This is a genomic window from Rhizobium sp. SRDI943, assembly GCF_057653695.1.
Genome location: NZ_CM172787.1, coordinates 3,433,813 through 3,454,659 on the forward strand (window position 1 = coordinate 3,433,813; position 20,847 = coordinate 3,454,659).

General features: G+C 60.8%; 19 protein-coding genes. 8 read left to right on the plus strand and 11 right to left on the minus strand.

The annotated features are described in order from the left end of the window. Positions 1-26 precede the first annotated feature (26 nt). Positions 27-569, minus strand: a complete 543-nt coding sequence (locus tag AC245Y_RS17550; protein WP_003562034.1) for a carboxymuconolactone decarboxylase family protein — start codon at positions 567-569, stop codon at positions 27-29. A 266-nt stretch (positions 570-835) separates the two neighbouring features. Between AC245Y_RS17550 and AC245Y_RS17555 the strand changes: the two genes are divergently transcribed. Continuing rightward, on the plus strand, positions 836-1,309 hold the full coding sequence (locus tag AC245Y_RS17555) for a cupin domain-containing protein (RefSeq protein ID WP_017995012.1): 474 nt from the start codon (positions 836-838) through the stop codon (positions 1,307-1,309). 86 nt (positions 1,310-1,395) lie between these two features. Here AC245Y_RS17555 and AC245Y_RS17560 read toward each other — a convergent pair whose 3' ends face one another. The 5 genes from AC245Y_RS17560 to AC245Y_RS17580 form a co-directional block, all read right to left on the minus strand. Next, a complete protein-coding gene (locus AC245Y_RS17560; protein ID WP_012758748.1) occupies positions 1,396-2,505 on the minus strand; it encodes a sn-glycerol-3-phosphate import ATP-binding protein UgpC in 1,110 nt (369 codons plus the stop codon). Between the two features lie 12 nt (positions 2,506-2,517). After that, complete coding sequence (locus AC245Y_RS17565; RefSeq protein ID WP_017995013.1) at positions 2,518-3,432, minus strand: ABC transporter permease subunit; 915 nt, start codon at positions 3,430-3,432, stop codon at positions 2,518-2,520. Between the two features lie 10 nt (positions 3,433-3,442). After that, positions 3,443-4,327, minus strand: coding sequence for a carbohydrate ABC transporter permease (locus AC245Y_RS17570; RefSeq protein WP_012758750.1), 885 nt, complete (start codon positions 4,325-4,327; stop codon positions 3,443-3,445). Between the two features lie 222 nt (positions 4,328-4,549). Further along, the gene (locus AC245Y_RS17575) at positions 4,550-5,905 is read right to left on the minus strand and encodes an extracellular solute-binding protein (RefSeq protein WP_017995014.1); all 1,356 of its coding nucleotides are present in this window, start codon (positions 5,903-5,905) and stop codon (positions 4,550-4,552) included. Between the two features lie 360 nt (positions 5,906-6,265). Further along, positions 6,266-7,471 carry an ROK family transcriptional regulator gene (locus AC245Y_RS17580; RefSeq protein ID WP_012758752.1) on the minus strand — a complete coding sequence of 402 codons (1,206 nt, stop codon included), beginning with the start codon at positions 7,469-7,471 and terminating at the stop codon, positions 6,266-6,268. Positions 7,472-7,694: 223 nt separating this feature from the next. On the opposite strand from AC245Y_RS17580, the gene AC245Y_RS17585 reads away from it, so the two are divergent. The 6 genes from AC245Y_RS17585 (at position 7,695) to AC245Y_RS17610 (ending at position 13,755) form a co-directional block, all read left to right on the plus strand. Then, on the plus strand, positions 7,695-8,933 hold the full coding sequence (locus tag AC245Y_RS17585; protein ID WP_012758753.1) for an extracellular solute-binding protein: 1,239 nt from the start codon (positions 7,695-7,697) through the stop codon (positions 8,931-8,933). A 73-nt stretch (positions 8,934-9,006) separates the two neighbouring features. Next, entirely contained in the window at positions 9,007-9,891 is an 885-nt protein-coding gene (locus tag AC245Y_RS17590; RefSeq protein ID WP_012758754.1) for a carbohydrate ABC transporter permease, read from the plus strand. After that, entirely contained in the window at positions 9,891-10,736 is an 846-nt protein-coding gene (locus AC245Y_RS17595; protein WP_012758755.1) for a carbohydrate ABC transporter permease, read from the plus strand. The genes AC245Y_RS17590 and AC245Y_RS17595 overlap by 1 nt, the downstream gene beginning before the upstream one ends. Then, positions 10,733-11,755, plus strand: coding sequence for an SIS domain-containing protein (locus AC245Y_RS17600; RefSeq protein WP_017995015.1), 1,023 nt, complete (start codon positions 10,733-10,735; stop codon positions 11,753-11,755). Before AC245Y_RS17595 ends, AC245Y_RS17600 begins: the two co-directional genes overlap by 4 nt. Beyond that, positions 11,756-12,685, plus strand: a complete 930-nt coding sequence (locus AC245Y_RS17605; RefSeq protein WP_017995016.1) for a PfkB family carbohydrate kinase — start codon at positions 11,756-11,758, stop codon at positions 12,683-12,685. Beyond that, positions 12,682-13,755 (plus strand): ABC transporter ATP-binding protein, encoded by a 1,074-nt coding sequence (locus tag AC245Y_RS17610; RefSeq protein ID WP_012758758.1) that lies wholly within the window; start codon positions 12,682-12,684, stop codon positions 13,753-13,755. The genes AC245Y_RS17605 and AC245Y_RS17610 overlap by 4 nt, the downstream gene beginning before the upstream one ends. Before the next feature lie 131 nt (positions 13,756-13,886). On the opposite strand, the gene AC245Y_RS17615 is transcribed toward AC245Y_RS17610, so the two are convergent. The 5 genes from AC245Y_RS17615 to AC245Y_RS17635 all read right to left on the minus strand — a co-directional run bounded on the left by AC245Y_RS17615 (position 13,887) and on the right by AC245Y_RS17635 (position 19,649). Next, positions 13,887-14,714, minus strand: coding sequence for a glycoside hydrolase family 16 protein (locus tag AC245Y_RS17615; RefSeq protein ID WP_012758759.1), 828 nt, complete (start codon positions 14,712-14,714; stop codon positions 13,887-13,889). Positions 14,715-14,764: 50 nt separating this feature from the next. After that, positions 14,765-16,246, minus strand: coding sequence for a lipopolysaccharide biosynthesis protein (locus tag AC245Y_RS17620; RefSeq protein WP_017995018.1), 1,482 nt, complete (start codon positions 16,244-16,246; stop codon positions 14,765-14,767). Positions 16,247-16,324: 78 nt separating this feature from the next. Then, positions 16,325-17,569 (minus strand): glycosyltransferase family 4 protein, encoded by a 1,245-nt coding sequence (locus AC245Y_RS17625; RefSeq protein ID WP_017995019.1) that lies wholly within the window; start codon positions 17,567-17,569, stop codon positions 16,325-16,327. Then, entirely contained in the window at positions 17,566-18,915 is a 1,350-nt protein-coding gene (locus AC245Y_RS17630) for a glycosyltransferase family 4 protein (protein WP_017995020.1), read from the minus strand. Before AC245Y_RS17630 ends, AC245Y_RS17625 begins: the two co-directional genes overlap by 4 nt. Then, positions 18,912-19,649 carry a Crp/Fnr family transcriptional regulator gene (locus tag AC245Y_RS17635; RefSeq protein WP_017995021.1) on the minus strand — a complete coding sequence of 246 codons (738 nt, stop codon included), beginning with the start codon at positions 19,647-19,649 and terminating at the stop codon, positions 18,912-18,914. The genes AC245Y_RS17630 and AC245Y_RS17635 overlap by 4 nt, the downstream gene beginning before the upstream one ends. A 468-nt stretch (positions 19,650-20,117) precedes the next feature. Here AC245Y_RS17635 and AC245Y_RS17640 point away from each other — a divergent pair, with 468 nt between their 5' ends. Continuing rightward, positions 20,118-20,819: a sugar transferase gene (locus AC245Y_RS17640; RefSeq protein WP_017995022.1), complete on the plus strand. Its 702-nt coding sequence runs from the start codon at positions 20,118-20,120 to the stop codon at positions 20,817-20,819. Positions 20,820-20,847: the final 28 nt, after the last annotated feature.

Below are 20,847 nucleotides of genomic sequence, written 5' to 3' on the forward strand. Positions count from 1 at the left end.
GGACTCCCTCAAATGATCTTTGAAATTCAGGATGCGGATGAACTGTTGCCTTCGGCAAAAGCTTCAAGCTCGGGGTCGAAATCGACCTCGACGACATTGTTGAAGACGGCGGTGGCAAGCATGATGCCGGCAAAGGCGACGAGATCGACGAGCACCTTGGTTTCGTAGCGCTGTTTCAGCTTCGCCCAGATTTCGGCGGGAACGGCGTTGGAATCGGTAACGATCGCCTTACCGAAAGCGTCCAGCAGCGCCTCCTCTTCGGAAAGCTCCAGCGCGTCAGGATCGAAGCCCTTGTTGATCAGCGCCCGGCGAAAGAAGGTGATGGCGATCTTCGATTTCGCCGCCTTCGAGATCGCATGCGAGAAGATCCAGATTTCCCGGTCGCTGATGGCGGGATCGAGCTCGGCGCGCAGCGTGAACCATTCGGCATAGATGCGGTGAGCGGCCGGCGAGTGCAGTAGCGTCCGCTTCATGTTGGTCATGCGCCCGCGCAGCCTGACTTCCTCGTCATGCGCCGCACGAACCTCTTCCGAGGCGGTGTCGTAATCGATCTGCGGGAGGTGGCTCATCGGCTCGGCTCTTTCGTTGTGCAAAGAAGCTATCGAGGTGCCGACATATTGTGCAGTCCAACTTCGTCTAGCTTTTCCGACTTTCGACAAAAACTATTCCGCCTGGGGCGACCAGCCGGCATGTTCGTGCCAATCAGATATATCAGCATCCGGCAGTCATCGAGAACACTTGCAGGCGCACTCATGAAACCCCGGGCAGCCGTGAATCCACTTGGCCGCTGCTCGACCCCCGCCTAGACTGCTCAGATCGAAGGTGGAGGCAAGGCATGGGCGACGACCACGAGCATCATCACGTCGACTGGCGGGAACATGGCGTCAAGGTCATTCCCGGCAATTCGCTCGATCCGAACACCGCGCAGACGCCAGGCATGAACCGCGCGACCGCGATCAACAATGCGCGCGCCGGGGCCGAGAAGATCTGGGCCGGCACGGTGACGATCCATGCCAACGCCAAGACCGGCGCCCATCATCACGGCGATCTCGAAAGCATCATCTACGTGGTCAAGGGCAAGGCCCGCATGCGCTGGGGCGAGCATCTGGAGTATACCGCGGAGGCCGGCCCCGGCGACTTCATCTATGTTCCGCCCTATGTGCCGCATCAGGAGATCAACGTCAGCCGCGACGAGACGCTGGAATGCGTGCTCGTCCGATCAGGTCAGGAACCGGTCGTCGTCAACCTCGACATCGAGCCGGTCGAAAAGCCGGAAGACGTCGCTTGGATCGACCCGATCCACCGTTAGAGCAATTCACCGTCGAGCAAGCGGCTGACATCCTCAGCCGCCGAACGCTCTGCCAAGATCATAGCAAAGGAACGTCGCAGACCGCTTTAGGCGTGGACGACGCCTGCGCTGTTCATAACAGGCTTCTCGATGATCCGGCCGGTATCGGCGGCATAGAGGTGGATCTGGTCGTAATCGATCGCGATGCCGATCGGATCGCCCGACTTCACCTTCACGGCCTCAGTCAGCGCCACGGCAAAGGGTAGCCCGTCGAAATCGGCGTGGACGATGCGGCTTGCGCCGAGCTCTTCGATGAAATCGGTCGTTGCTACCAAGGCGCCTGGCGCATCCGGGGCCACCAGCCGGGCGGCCTCGGCACGCATGCCGAGCACGACGCGTTTGCCTTTCAGCGGTGCGGCGCGCTCGCGTGGCAGCGCCACCATGCGGCTCTGATCGTAGACGAAGACGCCCTCGTCATTGATCGTGCCCTCGAGCAGGTTCATCGCCGGCGTGCCGACGAAGCCCGCAACGAAGCGCGAGACCGGATGATGATAGACCTCTTCGGGCGTGCCGACCTGCTCCACCCTGCCGCCGTTCATTACCACCAGCCGATCGGCCAGCGTCATCGCCTCGGTCTGGTCATGCGTGACGAAGATCGAAGTGGCCCCGAGGCGGCGGTGCAGGCGGCGGATTTCAGCGCGCATGGCAATGCGCAGCTTGGCGTCAAGGTTCGACAGCGGTTCGTCGAAGAGAAACACCTTCGGCTCGCGGATCATCGCCCGGCCCATGGCGACGCGCTGGCGCTGACCGCCGGAAAGAGCGGCCGGCCGGCGTTCGAGGAAGGGTTCGAGGCTGAGCGCCTTGGCGACCTCGCCGATGCGCCGGCTCCGCTCTGCCTTCGAGACACCGGCCACCTTCAATGCGTAACCGATATTCTCGGCAACGCTCATATGCGGATAAAGCGCATAGTTCTGGAACACCATGGCACAGCCGCGCTCGCGCGGCTCCAGCTGGTTGACGACGCGGCCGTCAATGGCGATTTCACCACCGGTGATTTCCTCGAGGCCGGCGATCATGCGCAGCAGCGTGGACTTGCCGCAGCCGGATGGGCCGAGGATGACGATGAACTCGCCCGACTGGATGTCGAGATCGACGCCGTGAACGACGGGGGTCTTGCCGTAGTTTTTCTTCACGCCACGAATGGAGATCGGTGCCAAGGGAATACTCCTTCACTTCTCGGTGGAGATAAGGCCGCGTACGAACCAGCGCTGCATCAGAATGACGAGGATCAATGGCGGCGACATGATGATCAGGGTTCCGGCCATGGCGACGTTCCAGTCGGGCAGACCGAATTCGGACGGGATGAGGGTCTTGAGCTGCGTCACGGCGATGCCGAAATTCGGATCGGTGGTGATCAGCAGCGGCCAGAGATACTGGTTCCAGGCCCAGACGAACATGATGGTGAAGAGCGCGATCATATTTGGGCGGGAGAGCGGCAGCAGAATGTCCCAGAAGAACCGGACCGGGCCTGATCCGTCCATCTTCGAGGCCTCGGCAAGCTCGTCCGGAACCGTCAGGTAGAACTGCCGGTAGAGGAAGGTACCGGTCGCGGTTGCGACCAGCGGCAAAACGAGACCGGGATAGGAATTCAGCAGACCCCATTCGAGCTTGATCTGGATGCCGGTGATCTGCGCAACGAGCCAGCTTATGCCGGTGACGTCGAGGATCGTCTGGAAAGGCTGCAGGGCGTTGGCCGCGATCGAATAGGTCGGCACGATGCGGACTTCCAGCGGCAGCATCAGCGTGATGAAGATGATCCAGAAAATCACATACCGGCCACGGAAGCGGAAGTAGACGATCGAGAAGGCTGCCATGGAAGACAGCATGACCTTGCCGGCGCCGACGGTTGCGGCGAAGATGATGCTGTGGAACAGCTTGTTGCCGAGATCGGCGCGAACCCAGGCGGTCTCAGCGTTTTCCCAGAAATGCGAGCCCGGCGTCAGCGGCAGCGGCACGCGATTGACCGTCTCCAGATCAAGCGTCGACGCGATGATGACGATGGCGAAAGGCAAAAGCGCGATCACCATACCGAGCGCGAGAAGGCTATAGCAGATGAAGTTGAATATCGGCGTGCGTTCGATCATGTCCGCGACCTCACTTGTAGTGCACCCGCCGCTCGATGAAGCGGAACTGGAAGATGGTGAGTAGGACAACCAGCACCATCAGGATGATGGACTGCGCTGCGGCGCCCGAATAGTCGAGACCTCTGAAGCCGTCGAAATAGATCTTGTAGACCATGAGCTCGGTGGCACGCGCCGGGCCGCCCTGCGTCATGATGTCGACGATACCGAAGGAATCCTGGAAGCTCTCGGTGATGTTGATGACGAGCAGGAAGAACAGCGTCGGCGTCAGCAGGGGCAGCTGGATATCCCAGATACGGCGCATCGGTCCCGAACCGTCCATTGCGGCGGCCTCGATCAGCGAGCGCGGAATGCCTTGCAGCGCCGAGAGGAAGAAGATGAAGTTGTAGCCGATATATTTCCAGGAGAAGGCGACAATGACGGCGATCATCGCGTCCTTGCCGTCGAGTGCGGGGTTCCAGAGGCCGGGCCAGACGTGGTTGATAACCGACAGAAGGCCGGCCTCCGGCGCCAGGATGAAGCGGAAGGCGAGGCCGAGAGCGGGAGCGGCAATCGCGTAAGGCCAGATGAAGACTGACCGGTAGACTTTGTGGCCGCGCAGCTCCCGATCCGTCAAAAGCGCCAGGATCAGCGCCAGCCCCATGGCAATGGCCGTCGAGCTGAAGCCGAAGATCATGCTGCGGGTGATCGAGTCCCAATAAACAGGATCGGTGAGCAGCTGTCTGAAATTGTCGAAACCGACCCAGGCATTACCGCCGCCCCATGGCTGCTCGAGCGTGAACGCCCAATAGAGCGCCTGCGCACTCGGCCAGTAGAAGAAGACGAAGATCAGCAACAGCATCGGAAATGCGAAGAGCAGTCCGATCGTCGTCGAGGAGAAAGTGACGCGCTTTTCCATGAGTGGTCGTTTTCGTCCTGGTTTGGTTTAAAGCATGTCGCGCAGCAGTTTTGCTGTAGCGACATGCGTCAAAATATAGATCTAAAGCGCGAGGAGCGAACCGGAAAGATTGCGGCGCGCTTTAGGCGTGCGCGGCGAGGCCGCATCCGCGACAATTTGAGACTTACAAAGACGCACCCGGCGCGCAAAACGCGGGCCGGGTGCGGCTCATTATCCAAGCGATCAGGGGAGCTGAACGTTCTTGTAGGTCTGCTGGAAGCGACGGAGCAGCGTATTGCCGCGTTCGGCAGCACTGTCGAGCGAAGCCTTGACATCGGCATTGTTAACGAAGATTGCCTGCAGACCATTGGCGATTTCGGTGCGGACCTGCAGCAGGCCACCGAGGCGGATGCCCTGCGGAGCCGCATCGCCAGCCGGAGAAGCGGTCAGGCTCTGAATGGCGAGTTCGCGGCCGGCATAAGGCGCCTTGCCGTAGAAGCCCTGCTTATTCAGATATTCGAAACCGGAGTTGCGAACCGGGATGTAGCCGGTAACGGTCGACCAGGTAAGAGCTTCTTCCGGCTTTGCGATGAAGTTGAAGAAGGCAGCGGCAGCCTTGTATTCGGCGTCGGAGTGACCCTGCAGAACCCAGAGCGAAGCGCCGCCGACGTAAGAGCTGTGACGGGCTGCGTCGCCGTAGGTCGGGAGCATGGCAACGTCCCAGTTCATGCCTTGCTTGGCGGTGCGGCCGACATTGCCGTGGTCGCCGACCGAGGTCAGGATGACCTGGCAATCGCCGGCGGCAAAGGCTTCGACGAAGGTCTGGCCGACAGCCTTGTTCTTGATGACGACAAGCTTGTCGTCGTACCAAGACTTGAGATCCTTGACGTAGCTGACGAGAAGCGGGTTCTTGTTGAACACCAGCTCGGCGTCCAGACCTTCAAAGCCGTTCTTCTTCGTGGCGATCGCTTCGCCGTTGACGGCTTCGAACTGCTCGATGTACTGCCAGACTTCATTGTTGGAGATGTCAAAGCCGAGTGGGCAAGCATAGCCTGCATCCTTCAGAGCCTTGAGGTCCTCGCCTGCTTCCTTCCAGGTTGCCGGAGCATGATCCTTGCCGATCTTGGCGAAGGCGTCCTTGTTCCAGTAGAGAAGAGCGGTCGAGGAGTTGAAGGGGAAGGAGTACATCTCGCCCTTCGATGTCGCGTAATAGCCGGAGATACCGGAGAAATAGTCCTTCCAGTCGACGGTATAGCCCATGTCGGTCATCAGCTTGTTTGCCGGGTAGTAGGCGCCGGAGAGCATGATGTCGAGGGTGCCGGCGTCGGAGACCTGGGCGATGGTCGGCTGCTTGCCGGCGCGGAAGGCGGCGATGGTGTTCTGCAGGGAGGCGTCATAGCTGCCCTGGCTGGTGCAGACGACTTCGTAGTCGGCCTGCGACTGGTTGAAGCGATCGCACTGCTCCTGGACACGCTTTGCGATGTCCCCGGAATTGCCGAACCAGAAGTCGATCTTGGTCTTATCGGCGGCGGCAGCGGGACCAGCAAGAAACGCTGTAGCGAGAAGGGCGCCAACGGCGCCGAGAAGCTTGGCTTGCATGAGAACCTCGAACGTAAAAGGACGCGCACTTTCAGCGCACGCCCTATTAGCTGGTTGAAATTGCCCCCGCCAATGAATATTACATGACATGAAATGTTCCAATTCCAGTTGTCACAAAGCAGTCATACAATCATTATTCGTAACATTTCGGGAAATATTTAAAGAAATTTTGTAGAGATCTCAAATGTATTTGAAATACAATATATCTACACTAAAACAAACGCAATTTTAGAACGCGTTTAATGTTCAATTATATTGGAAAGAAGCGCCTTTATTCGCGCGCCGAGTTGGAACGAAACTTGCAAAACAGCCGCATTTTGCCCTTACACGGCTGTGCAACGCCCGGTTTCAGCCTCCAAATCAAAGGGAATCCTTCAAAATTGCAGCAAAACGCGGATCGAACGCACGGCTGATCGGTCCGGCCGCAGCGCCAAGCGCCACCGACCAGGGATCGGCCATGCCGGACTGCAGGCGCGGCAGCGTCCGGCCACTACGTTCGGCGATCGAGGGCAGCAATGGGCCGATTGCCGCAATCAACCTGTTCACCAGCGCTTCCGGCGCGCTGCCGCAGAGGATGACGGTCTGCGGATCGAACAGCGTCTCGATGAGATGGATGCTCCAGCGCAGGTCCACAGCGGCCGCCTCAACCCAGGCGTCGATGCTTTGATCGCCTCTCAAGGCAAGATCGTTGATACGTGCGTGGAGATGAGGGTCGGCGGGATCGACCGATAGATGCTGATAGAGCGAGGCGAGCGAGGCGCGATGTTCGAGCGGCGTCGATTTGCCGTCGGCAAACAGCAGCGCCATGCCGATCTCGCCGGCATTGCCGTTGGTGCCGCGGTAGAGTTCGCCGTTCAGAATGAGGCCGGCGCCGATGCCATAGCCGACGAAGAGGCAGACGGCGTGGTCGAGGCCGTGGGCAACTCCCACCATGCGCTCGGCGGTCGCCGCCGCCGCCGCATCGTTCTGCAGGCCGACATCGAGCCCGGTGCCGGCGGTCAGCGTTTCCAACAACGGAAATTTCTGCCAGGCCTCCATCATCCAAGGATCGTCACCGCTGCCGGCAACCCCGAAAGGCCCAGGCATGGCGGCGCCGAGGCCAACCAGCCGCTTTTCCGACTGCTGGACGACCCCGGCAAGCTTTGAGCGTATGCCGGCGACGAGGTCGAGGATGACCTTCGTCCCATTCGACGGACCTCCAGGTGGTAGCCCGGCCTCATCACGCACGAGAACACTGCCGACGAGATCGACGGCGACCGCCCGCGTCACATGCCGGTCGATCTGCAGGCCGATCGCAAAGGCGCCCTCGGGCACTAGGCCATAGGGTGTCGAGGGCTGGCCCCTGCCCCTTCTCACCGCCTCCTGCGAACTGACGAGACCGTCGCGCTCGAGTTCCTCGATGATATTGGACACCGTCTGCTTGGTCAGCCGCGTCGCCCGCGCCAGATCGGCGCGTGAAAGCGCGCCGTTGATCCTCAGGGCATCGATCATCACGCGCCGGTTATGTGCGCTGGTGCCTTCGTGATTGGTGCCGCTCTTGGCCCGGATCGGGCGGCTGTCATTCATGTGCAATTCCCTCTTGACTCCAATAGAATGTTGAAGAAGTAATAAGTCAATACACTTGACTTAATGAGGAACCGGAGAGTTCCAGGGAACGCAGGAGGCGGGCAACGGCTCCAACGACGCTCCGAGACGACGAACCGGCACGCTTTCCGCGCGTGCTTTCTCGAACACCGATGGCGGAGAACCGCCCTCGGCAATGCGTAAATGTCAAAAACTGGAGGCTGCAATGCTGAAATCCCTTAACAAGACGCTTCTCGGTGCGGCATTGATCGGCGCATCCCTTGCGCCGCATGCTTTCGCCGAAACGACGCTGAACGCGCTTTTCATGGCCCAGGCCGCCTATAGCGAGGCCGATGTGCGCGCCATGACCGACGCCTTCGCCAAGGCGAACCCCGATATCAAGGTCAATCTCGAATTCGTTCCCTATGAAGGCCTGCACGACAAGACGGTGCTGGCGCAGGGTTCCGGCGGCGGTTACGACGTTGTCCTCTTCGACGTCATCTGGCCGGCAGAATACGCCAGCAACAAGGTGCTGGTCGACGTCTCCTCTCGCGTCACCGACGAGATGAAGAAAGGTGTGCTGCCGGGAGCCTGGACCACCGTGCAATATGATAGCAAATATTACGGCATGCCGTGGATCCTCGACACCAAATACCTGTTCTACAACAAGGAGATCCTCGAAAAGGCCGGCATCAAGACTCCGCCCAAGACCTGGGACGAGCTGACCGAACAGGCAAAGACCATCAAGGACAAGGGCCTGCTCGCCACGCCGATCGCCTGGAGCTGGTCGCAGGCCGAAGCCGCGATCTGCGATTACACCACGCTCGTCAGCGCCTATGGCGGCGATTTCCTGAAGGACGGCAAGCCGGCCTTCCAGACCGGCGGTGGCCTCGATGCACTGAAATACATGGTCTCCAGCTATTCCTCGGGCCTCACCAATCCGAACTCCAAGGAATTCCTCGAAGAGGACGTCCGTAAGGTCTTCGAAAACGGCGATGCCGCCTTCGCGCTGAACTGGACCTACATGTACAACATGGCCAACGATCCGAAGGACAGCAAGGTCGCAGGCAAGGTCGGCGTCGTGCCGGCGCCGGGTGTTGCCGGCAAAAGCGAGGCTTCGGCCGTCAACGGCTCGATGGGCCTCGGCATCACCTCGGCCAGCAAGCATCCTGATGAGGCCTGGAAATACATCACCTTCATGACCTCGCAGGCGACGCAGAATGCCTATGCCAAGCTCAGCTTGCCGATCTGGGCGTCCTCCTATGAGGACCCTGATGTCACCAAGGGTCAGGAAGAATTGATCTCCGCCGCCAAGATCGGCCTTGCCGCGATGTATCCGCGTCCGACGACGCCGAAATATCAGGAGCTCTCGACCGCGCTGCAACAGGCGATCCAGGAATCGCTGCTCGGCCAGTCCTCTCCCGAAGATGCGCTGAAGTCGGCGGCCGACAATAGCGGCCTCTGATTAAGCCATGAAACCCCGGGCGGCGCCCGCCGTCGCCCGGTCTCCAAACCGATAATGAAGAAGGGTCGCCTTGATGTCGGGCACTTGGCTGACAACGCGCGCGTGGCTTTTGATGCTGCCGCTTCTCGTGGTCATGATATCAGTCATCGGCTGGCCTCTGATCGATACCGTCGGCCTCTCCTTCACCGATGCCAAGCTCGTCGGCACCGAAGGAAACTTCGTCGGCATCGACAATTACGCGAAGATGATCACCGGCTCGAATTTCCAGCGCACGCTGATCACCACCGCATGGTTCGCGATCGTCTCGGTCGCCGCCGAAATGGCGATCGGCGTTCTGGCAGCCCTGCTGCTGAACCAGCAGTTTCGCGGCCGCACCGCGCTGCGCGCCCTGATGATCCTGCCCTGGGCACTGCCGACCGTCGTCAACGCCACACTCTGGCGGTTGATCTACAATCCCGAATACGGCGCGCTAAACGCCGCGCTGACCCAACTCGGACTGCTGGAGGCCTACCGCTCCTGGCTCGGCGAACCGGGCACGGCGCTGGCGGCCCTCATCGTCGCCGACTGCTGGAAGAATTTCCCGCTGGTGGCGCTGATCGCACTGGCCGCCCTCCAGGCCGTGCCGCGCGACATCACCGCCGCCTCGCTGGTCGACGGCGCCGGCGCTTTCGCTCGCTTCCGCTTCGTCATCCTGCCCTATCTCGCCGGCCCGCTGATGGTGGCCCTGGTGCTGCGCACGATCGAAGCCTTCAAGGTCTTCGACATCATCTGGGTCATGACCCGCGGCGGCCCGGCCAACAGCACGCGCACGCTGTCGATCCTCGTCTATCAGGAAGCCTTCTCCTTCCAGCGGGCAGGTTCGGGCGCATCGCTGGCATTGATCGTCACGCTGCTGGTGACGCTGCTTGCTGCCGCCTACGCCGCTCTGGTGCGCAAGACCGCCGGGAGTGCGGCCTGATGGAACGCCAGAGCCCGCTCTTTTCTGTCTTCATTCATCTCTGCGCGCTGTTGCTTGCCGCCGTCATCCTGGCGCCGATCCTGTGGCTGTTCATCATGAGCATCTCGCCGGCCGCCGACCTTGCCGCAAAGCCGCTGCGCTGGTGGCCGCAGACGGTGGATTTCTCTCGCTACGGCGTACTGCTCTCGACGATCGAAAACAGCGCCGGCGCCGCCTTCACCTCGTCGCTGCGCAACAGCATCGAGGTGGCGGGCATGGCGACGATCGCCGCCATCGCGCTCGCCATTCCGGCCGGCTGGGCTGTGTCGCGCACACCTTCGGTCGGCTGGTCGCTATCGATGGTGATCGCCACCTACATGTTGCCGCCGGTGGCGCTCGCCGTGCCGCTCTATATGGGCCTCTCCCATCTCGGCATGCTGAACAACGTCTTCGGCCTCGCCCTCGTCTATCTGACAATTCTCGCGCCCTTCACCACCTGGTTGATGAAATCGGGCTTCGATTCCATCCCGCGCGAGATCGAATCCGCGGCGATGATCGACGGCGCCGGCCTGTTCCAGACGTTGAGGATCATCACGCTGCCGCTCGCCGCCCCCGTGATGGCGACGTCGAGCCTCTTTGCCTTCCTGCTTGCCTGGGATGAATTCTTCTATGCGCTGCTCTTCACCTCGGACCAGCGCGCCAAGACGCTGACCGTCGCCATCGCCGATCTCGCCGGCGGCCGCGTTTCCGATTACGGACTGATCGCGACGGCAGGCGTGCTCGCCGCCCTGCCCCCGGTGCTGATCGGTCTTGTCATGCAACGCGCCCTGATTTCGGGGCTCACCAGCGGCGGCGTCAAGGGATGAACATGACAGCAGAAAGACCCCGGCCGGCCGGACTTGCCGCGATCGATCGCGAAATGGCCCGCCAGCATGCCGATGCGATCTCCTCCTATGAAGCGGCCCAGCCGATGGCCACGAGGGCCGCCGCCTCGCTGAAGCGGACCGGGCGGCTATTGCTCATCGGCATGGGCGGTTCGCATGCCGTCAACCGCGCCGTCGAGCCACTCTACCGTGCCCTCGGCATTGATACCGTCGCCATGCCGCTGTCCGAGCAGCTCGGCCAGCCGCTGCCGATCGCCGGTAGGACGATCTTCGTCACCTCGCAATCCGGCGAAAGCGCCGAGGTCGTGCGCTGGTTCAACGAAACCGGCGGCACCGAGGAGACCTTCGGCCTGACACTCGAAGGCAGCTCCTTCCTCGCAAGCGCCGCCCCGTCACTCATCGGCACCGGCGGCACCGAGCTTGCCTTCGCCGCGACCCGGAGCCTGACGGTGACCTTCGCCCTGCATCTGGCAATCCTCGCCACCCTCGGTGACGATCCAGACGCCGCGATTGCCGCCCTCAAAACGCCGGAAGACCATGACATCGCCGCCGCGCTCACCGCCCTCGAAAATGTCGCGACCATCGTCACGTCAGGCCGCCGGCTGCAGGGTATCGCCGAGGCGCTGGCGCTCGGATTGACGGAACTGTCGCGCCGTCCCTGCTTCTCGCTCGAAGGCGGCCAGTTGCGCCACGGGCCGATGGAAATGCTGGGGCCGGAGATCGGCGTCGTGCTGTTCCGTGGCTTCGACGAGACGGCCGGCCTGGTGACGGCAATGGCGACATCCGCCGTCGAGACCGGCGCCCCCGTCATCCTTTTCGACGCCTCGGGCGAAGCGGCGGTCGCCGGCGCGGTGACGATCCGCTTTGCCCCGGCAACCGGCCTTGCCGCGATCTTCGCCATGCTGCCGGTCGCCCAGCGGCTGATGATCGCCTTTGCCGATGCCCGCGTGGAAAATGCCGGAACGCCGGTCCGATCCACCAAGATCACCCGGAGCGAATGAATGCGGCCGCTTGCAGTCATCGGCAACGTCAACATCGACCTCATCCTCGGACCGGCCGCCCCCTGGCCGAAGGCCGGGACGGAAATCATCGTCGATCATGACGAGTTACGGGTTGGCGGAGCCGCCGGCAACAGCGCGCTCGCCTGGCAAGCGCTTGGCGTCGAATTCGAGATCTCCGCCAATATCGGCAGTGACCAGTTCGGCCGCTGGCTGAGCGAAGCCTTCGGCCACCGTTCCGACAAGTGGCCGGTACGTCCGGAGAAAACGACGCTCTCCGTCGGCATCACCCATCCGGACGGCGAGCGCACCTTCTTCACGACAAAAGGCCACCTGCCGCGTTTCAGCCTGGCAGATGTCTTCGCCGTCATCGAGGGTGCCAGGCTGCAGGGCGGCTACGCCCTTCTCTGCGGCTCGTTCCTGACCGATGACCTGACAGCGGATTATGACGCCTTCTTTGACTGGGCCGACAGCCATGGCATCACCGTCGCGCTCGATACCGGCTGGCCACTCGACGGCTGGACAGACGAGAATTGCGCAGCGACACGCGCATGGCTCTCCCGCAGCGGTATCGCGCTGCTGAACGAGGTCGAATCAACGACACTTGCCGGCATTGCCGATCCGGTCGAGGCGGCCCGTCACATCAGGTCGCATATGCCGGAGGGCGCGATCATCGTCGTCAAGCGCGGCCCGGACGGCGCTCTCGCGATCGGGCCGGACGGCCTGTTGGTTTCGGTGACGGCACCCGTTGTCGAGGTCGTCGATACGATCGGCGCCGGCGATGTCTTCAACGCCGCCTTCCTTGCCGCGCTCGCAAGCGATGAGCCGCTGATTTCTTGTCTGGAGGCGGGAACCGCAGTCGCCTCGCGCGCCATATCCACCCTTCCCCGCAACTATGACGGCCCGTCATCTCCCGAGGAGCCTGTGCGATGAGCGCGCTCGAAATTCAGAATATCCGCAAGACCTATGGCGACGTCGAGACGCTGAAAGGCATCGACATCTCATTGGAAAGCGGCGAATTCCTGGTGCTGCTCGGCTCCTCCGGCTGCGGCAAGTCCACCCTGCTGAACATCATCGCCGGCCTTGCCGAGGCGACGAGCGGCGATGTCAGGATCGGCGGCCGCTCGGTGCTCAGCGTGCATCCGAAGGACCGCGATATCGCCATGGTCTTTCAATCCTACGCGCTCTATCCCAATCTGACGGTGCACCGGAACATCGGCTTCGGCCTGGAAATGCGCAAGGTGCCGGCGCCGGAGCGCGACAATGCCGTGCGCGACGCCGCAAAGCTCCTGCAGATCGAAAACCTCCTCGACCGCAAGCCGAGCCAGCTTTCCGGCGGCCAGCGCCAGCGCGTCGCCATCGGCCGTGCGCTGGTGCGCAAGCCGGAGGTATTCCTCTTCGACGAGCCGCTCTCCAACCTTGACGCCAAGCTGCGCATGGAGATGCGCACCGAGATCAAGCGGCTGCATCAGATGCTGAAGACCACGGTCGTCTATGTCACCCATGACCAGATCGAGGCGATGACGCTTGCAAGCCGCATCGCCGTCATGCGCGACGGCCGCATCGAGCAGCTGGGCACGCCGGAGGAGATCTACAACCATCCGGCAACGCTCTATGTCGCGACCTTCGTCGGCGCGCCGCCGATGAACCTGCTGAAGGCAACGGCGCGTGACGGTCGCCTGGCGCTTTCAGGCTCCGATGTCAGCCTGCCCCTGCCCGCTCGTTTCCGCGAGACGGCCGGCAATGGCCGCGACTTTATCCTCGGCATTCGTCCCGAGGCGCTTCGCACAGACGGCACCGGCCCGTCGATCGAGGCAATCCTTGAAGTCGCAGAGCTGACCGGCCCGGAACTCGTCGTCACCGCCCTTGCCGGAAATCAGCGCCTGATGGCCTGCCTGCCACCACGCACGCCAATCCGCGACAATGAAAAGCTCACCCTCCTTTTCGACGAGGAAGCAATGCATCTCTTCGACCCGCAAACCGGCCTCAGCTGCGGCCGCTAGAGCATGTCGCGCAAAAGTGTGCAGCGGTTTTGCGACAACGACATGCGTAAAAACAAGGACCTAAAGCGCGAGGAGCGAATCTGAAAGATCGCGACGCGCTTTAGCGACGGAACGGCTATCCCGTCGGCTGTTCAATTTGCCGCGTCGGTGGGCTTCCGCTGGTAGACGTGAATATAGTCGACAAGCAGGATGGAAGGATTGGGCGTTTCATCGATCGGCCAACCCGAGCCGAGTGCCAGGTTCACCAGCGGATAGAACGGCATGTGGAACTCCTTCGGCGTGTCGAAGCTCCAGATGAACTGACGGTCGAGATAAAAGCTCGTCTTGTCAGCTTGGATATCGACGCCGTAGGTATGATATTCGCTGTTCAGAATTCCGTCCTGGACGGTTTGCCAATGGCCACCAGTGGTGTTCTGGCCGCCCTGGCTCTGACGCCAGATATGGAAGCCCATGCTGAATTCGTAGGGCGCGCGCCCATAATATTCCAGGACGTCGATTTCGGCGGTGTATTTCGACCGATCGAGCCCGATGAGCCAGAAGGCTGGCCAGACTCCCTTGCCCGGCGGCAGCTTCATCCGTGCTTCGAAATAACCGAATTGCTGCGAGAACCCTTCGCCTTTCGGGTTCACCGACGACAACAGGCCCGATCGCCAGGTTCCATCGGCCTCCTTGCGCGCCTCGATCTTCAGAATTCCCTGATCGGTGGTAAACGGAAAGCCGGGGGCCGGATCGGTGAAACGGGCGTCACCGAAATCGCCGTTCCAGGGCGTATGGGCGATCCAGCGGGAGCTTCTCTCTCCCCAGGCCGAGACGTCGAGACTGTCGAAACTCTCCTCGAACGTTAGCTGATACGCATTGATATTGAGTGGTTGCTGAGCCACGCTGGGCTGGCCGGGCAACGCCCCCAGACCGAGAACGATGAGCAAACCCAGAGCCTTAGAAGATATCCCGTAACGCATTCTGCTCCTCCGAAAACGCCAAACCAATCGTTGGACTACACTTGTCTCGATCAAAAGGTGAGAACTCCGTTTCGTCGCGGCATGAGCCTTTGGACGACGATGGTCTCGATGCCGTCGGGCCTTCCGACAACCTGCCACAGCAGCAACGCGAAGGCCCAGAAGATCGCTACTGCCGCCCCGCCGCAAAGCGCCAGGCTGACGACAAGGTTGAGGCCGACAGGCATGGCGGAGAGCATCGGCTCGATCCACAGCAGGAAAGCGATCATCGGCAAGCTCGCGGCCAGAGGCCGTAAAAAGGCATACAACTGAGCGGCAAACGTCGCGCCGATCAGCTGCCGCGTAATGATGAGCGATGCGACATAGGCGACAAGCACCGCCACGATCCGCGCGCCCAACGCTCCGGCTACCTGAAAATAGACAATGCCCAGGATGGTGACCGGAACCCTGACGGCGAACTCGGCAAACATCCGGAGAGCGAGATAGCGGGTTTTGTTCAGGACCATCGCCAATGGCGGCATCATGTTCGTGGGAAGACCGAGCAGACTGACGATGCACAGCCATTGCAGAATCGGCGCGGCGGATGCCCATTTCTCGCCGACGATGATCCGCACGGCCGGCTCGGCAAGAAAAGCGAGCGTGATGAGGATGGGCGCTGCCACGAAGGTGATCGCGTTCGTCGCCTTCAGATAGGCAGCGATCAGATTACGACGGTCATCGACGGTCGAGAATGCCGCCATCAGCGGACGCAACAATGGCCCGACGAAGGTCTGGTATGGAATAGCGGCGATATTGTCGGCGACGCTGAAGGCGCCGAACGTCGACAAGCCGGTAAAGCGCGGCAAAAGCAGCCGGTCCAGTTGCCAGTTGATCGAACTCAGCACCTGCGACACGGTGTTCCAGCTGATCATATCCTGAAAGTGCTTCCACTCGGAAAGGCTGAACCTCGGTCGCATCGGCGCAAAGACATAGGAGGTGATCGCCGCGGCGGTCGGGCCTGCAACCGCGCCGATCGCCAGTCCCCAATAGCTGCCGGTCGCGACCGCCACCCCGACACCGAACAGCAGTGTCGACCCCTTGGTGATGAGATCGAGTGCAAACTCGCGTTTGAAATCGAACCGCTGCATGAAGAGAACCATGCGCGGGCTGATCACACTGCGCATGGCAGGCGCGATGGAGAGCACGGCGACAAGAGAGAAAAGCCGGGAATCGTCATAGATCAAAGCCATCGGCCAGGAGACGATTATCATCAGCGTGCTGATGGCCACGCCTCGAAGCAGGCTGAGGGTAAGGGCGGTGGCAAACATATCGTCCGAAGGCGACGGCTGACGCATCAGGGCCTGCGTCAGTGGCAGGTCCAGGATTGTCTCGACGATGACCAGAACCGAGGTCGCGATGGCGACAAGGCCGAAATCCGCTGGGCTCAAAAGCCTTGCGAGGATCAGAAGGCTGACGAGATCGAGCAGTCGCGCCAGGAATTTTCCGCTGATGGTCCAGATACTCGCCGTCGCCGTCCTCTGAGATACGCTTGACATGATCTATTTTCTATTCCTCGTCGGCGAATTGAGACGGTTTCGGCGCAGCAGCAAGACAGGCAGCTCCGTTCCTTGCCCTCAGCCCGCCCGTCTTCTGAAGACCTCGGCGGATCGGTCGCCATGGGTGGATAGTTGTTGCTCGATCAGGCTGGACAGACGGTCGCGGAACACGGCGGAAGAGAATTTCAGCGAGTGCGCGCGGATGGCATGCGGATCGATATCGTCCTCCACCTCTTCGAACGCCGCCATTGTTTCCAATAGAGCTTCCGTGGTCTGCTGCGCGAAGCGAAAACCGACATGCGGGGAGGAAACGGTTTCCCGGGCGCCGCCGGCGTCGAAAGCCAGGACCGGCCGCCCTGATGCCATGGCTTCCACCGGAAGGATGCCGAAATCCTCCGTGCCCGGAAACAACAGGGCGCGGCATCGCGACAGATGGTCGCGCAGAACGTTGAAGGGCTGATGGCCGAGAAACTCAACGGTCGGTCCGGCGATCGACTTCAGATAGGCCAGTTGTTCTCCCTCGCCGATCACGACCAGCTTCCGCCCGGCCTCGGTGCAGGCGCGAACGGCAATATCCGGCCGCTTGTAGGTGGTCAGCTGTCCCGCATAGAGATAGAATTCGCCTTTCCCCTTGCCCACCGCAAAATCGTCCGTCGCAACGGGCGGATGGATGACGATGGATTCCCGGTCGTAGAAGCGGCGGATGCGGCTTGCGACATAATCGGAATTGGCGACGAACACATCGACCCGCGAGGACGTCGTCACGTCCCAGGCGCGCAGCATGGGCGCGGTGATCGACATCAAGGCGCGACCCAACCAGGGCAGGCCATGCCGGTAAACATGGAACTGATCCCAGATGTAACGCATCGGCGAGTGGCAGTAGCAGACATGCAGCGCGTCAGCGCGCGTGATGATGCCCTTGGCGGGTCCGGATTCGCTCGACAGCACGAGATCGTAGTCTTGCAGATCGAACTGCTCGAGCGCGAAGGGCATCAGCGGCAGCATCTTGGTATAATGCCGTTGCGCGCCTGGGATCTTCTGCAAGAAGGACGTGCGGATGTTCCGCGTCTTCAGAAAATCGCTGATGCGATCGCGGTTGCAGACGAGGGTGAAGATGTCGGCCTGCGGAAACATCCGGCACAGCTCTTCGACGACCTTCTCGCCGCCGCGCATCGAAACGAGCCAATAATGCACGATGGCGACACGAAGCTGCTTGGTATCGCTCGCGCTTCCAGCCTCAGTGACACGTCTTTTCGCCATGACAGGCGCATCGCCGAGAAATGCCCTCGCGTCGGGAAGAGAGGTTGTTGCCTTAAGGGTCAACTCAATACTCCTTGTATCGCCACACCGTCTGTCAGCTGGGAAACCACATTCGTCGAAATCAGGCTGTGGTATTCGGAAAGAAGCGCGTCGCGCCATTCCTCGTGTGTCGAGGCGAGATCCGGCGACTTCAGGAAAGCCTGCTCGCTCATGGCGCGGACCTCATGGCTCGGCATTTGGCTAAATCTCGTCAACGTATCGGCAAAGGCGCTTTCGTCAGCCGTATCGCAGGCGATCGCCATGCCGGCTCTTTGCATTTCTTCGGCAAGAAAGGCGCTGCGCGACATGATGACCGGCAGACCGCTCCTGGCCGCTTCGATAGCGACGAGGCCGAATGGCTCGGGATAGCGAGACGGCATCAACAATGCACGCGCCTTGCGGATGGTCGGGCCGATCTCCGCATGCGACTGCCAGCCGACGGCCCTGACGTGATCCCCCGAAGCCGCAACCAGCGGCATCAGCGGCCCGTCCCCGATCACGCAGAGCCGAACGCCGGCTTTGCGCGTGGCGGCCACGGCGTCCTCTATGCCCTTCTCCTCGTCCAACCGCCCGATGAAGACGAACTCGTCGTTGGTCTCCGCCTCGATGCGTTTGATGGATAGGGGAGCGACGGGATTGCGGATCGTCGTCAATCGTTCGGGCCGATATCCGGCGCCGACGAGGAAGCTTGCCATCTTCTCGTGCAGCAGGATGATCCGGCCGAAATCGGCCCGATCCTTCAGCAGCCGGAGGATATTGGAGCCGCGGGCAGCCCGCCACAATTTGTGCGAATAACTTCTCTTGTCGCAGGCTGTCGCAATGCAGCTTCCGCCGAGCGGGCGTCGAAGGCAGATTTCCTGCGCCTGATAGTCGAAGAAGGCGCCGTTGGGGCAGGCCGTGAAGAAATCATGCGCGTGCACCACGCAGCGTCTGGCGACCGGCAGCAACGCCCTGAAAATTGCAGGAGACAGAATCTGGTGCCAGCCATGCACATGGTAGACGGTATTGGCAGTGTCGTTTGCGGCAATCCAGTTTGCGACCATACGGACGGCGGCGCCATTGTGAATGCCGGTCACGAAAGCCTTCGCACGTTCGGCGCTGAGCAGGTCGCGGCTGTTCAGCCCGACCATTGAGACTCCGAGGGCGACAAGCTCCGCATTGGAGGCGTCATCCCCGCAAATATAAGTCACGGGGATGTCGAGTTCCCGAAAAAGCTTGGCGGACAGCACGGCCAGCGCCGTCGCACCGCCTCTGGCGACTGAATAGTCGTCGATGATGACCACGCGATCGATCTTTGTCATGCCGGGGCCGGGAAACCGGCCGACGCTTGCGGCGGATCGCAGGACCTCTGGAAGCGACGGGCGCATCACTTCGCCGAAACTGCGCCGTTGGCACAAGCCTCCAGCGCCTTGCGGTTGAGGATGCGGATCTTACCCTGGCCCCCGTCGATGATCTTGCCTTCCCGCAGGCGCCGCAGGCATTGATTGACCTTCTCGCGGGACGCCGGCAGCGTCGCGGCCAGATCATTTTGCGAGATGATCAGTTCGTCGCCGCTGTTTGCCGCATCTTTTCCATAAACAATGGAGAGCCGCAGCAGCGTACTGGCCAGCCTCGACTGCAGGCTCGACGCCGCATTCGCAATGATCCGAAGTTCAAGCTCTGAAATACGCGCCAGCGCCCTGGAGAAGACCTTTTCACGAAAACAGGGATCGCTGGCGTACATGTCGCGCAGCAGCCGGCCTTCGAAGAAATGCAGTTCGCAGGCGGAACCGGCGCGGTATTCGAGGTTCAACGTCTGCCTGCGCAGAACCTCGAGCTCGCCGATGAGGCCGGATTTTGGAATGATCTCAACGATGAATTCCCTGCCGTCGGGCAGCATCGTGCTTGCGCTGACCACCCCCGAATGCACGCGCGCGAACGTATCGACGAGGACGCCGGCCCCGGCGATAATCTCGCCGCGCCGGAAACGCCGGACGCTCGACCGGCAGGAAAGGAATTCGTCGTCGATGACGATGCGGCTGTTCAGATGAATGCCGCTGTTAGCTGATATCGCCGCCTTGCCGATGCCGGCCCTGCGATCTGATGCGTGTGTCGCCCCATCCATGCGCGTAACTCCACTCGATAACCATAGGCAATGCTGCACTGCATCATTTATATTGCCTTAATATGAGAGTCAAATAACATCACGGAGATATGACGTAAAGATAAAGTATATATTTAACTTCAAAACAAAATATACACCATAGAAAGGGATCAAAATCTCAATTAAGCCAAAAAACAGCCACGCAATCCAATATGACTGCCTAATAAAATGGCTTAGTGAATAAAAAACAGCAATAATCGAAATGGTGATATCAAAACTAATAAATAATCATCAGCAGATAATCACCAAGAATTAGATTAGATTGTCGTTTTAGATGAAAATAAGGCCATCAAGGTGTAATCCTAATTCTCGATTGCCCGTTAGTAGCATAAAGAATTTGTTAAGGATTATGACCTTGGTAACAGACAACCAGAGTGCGGCGCAGCAAACTTTGAACGGTTCTTAATCGGAATGTTTTGGAGACCACCGATGACATGGGAAGCACATAGTTTCGAGGCGTGGTCGCGTGTCGGACGTTCCGCGAAAGGCGGCGATCTCCATTCGTCCCGGCCTCGTGCGGCAGGCAGATCGTCGAAGCGCGCGCTAGACCTTCTCATTGCAGTCACGGCCCTGATCCTGCTCTCCCCGCTTCTGTTGATCGTCGCGATGATCGTGAAGATAAGCGACCGCGGCCCGATCTTCTATTCCCATACGCGCGTCGGCGTCGGCGGAACGCCGTTCGGATGCCTCAAGTTTCGCACGATGAAAACCAATGCGGGTGCTCAGCTTGCCGAATTGCTGCAAAACAACCCAGCTGCGCGAAGCGAATGGGAAGAGACACGCAAGCTGAAGGACGATCCGAGGATCACGGCCGTCGGTGATATCCTTAGGCGGTCGAGCATCGACGAGCTTCCCCAACTGATCAATATCGTGCGTGGCGACATGAGCCTTGTCGGCCCCCGGCCGATCACGGCCGAGGAATTGCCGCGCTACGGCGAGCATATATGGGCCTACATGGCCGTCCGCCCGGGCCTGACCGGTCACTGGCAGACCAGCGGGCGCAATGATGTCAGTTACGAGTACCGGGTTTCCCTCGACGTTCACTATCTCAACAATTGGTCGCTCAGCCGGGACTTCATCATCATTGCCAAGACCATTCCCGCTCTGTTTTCCCAGCGCGGCTCGTATTGAGCATTCATGGGGAGAGCCGCCAATCAGG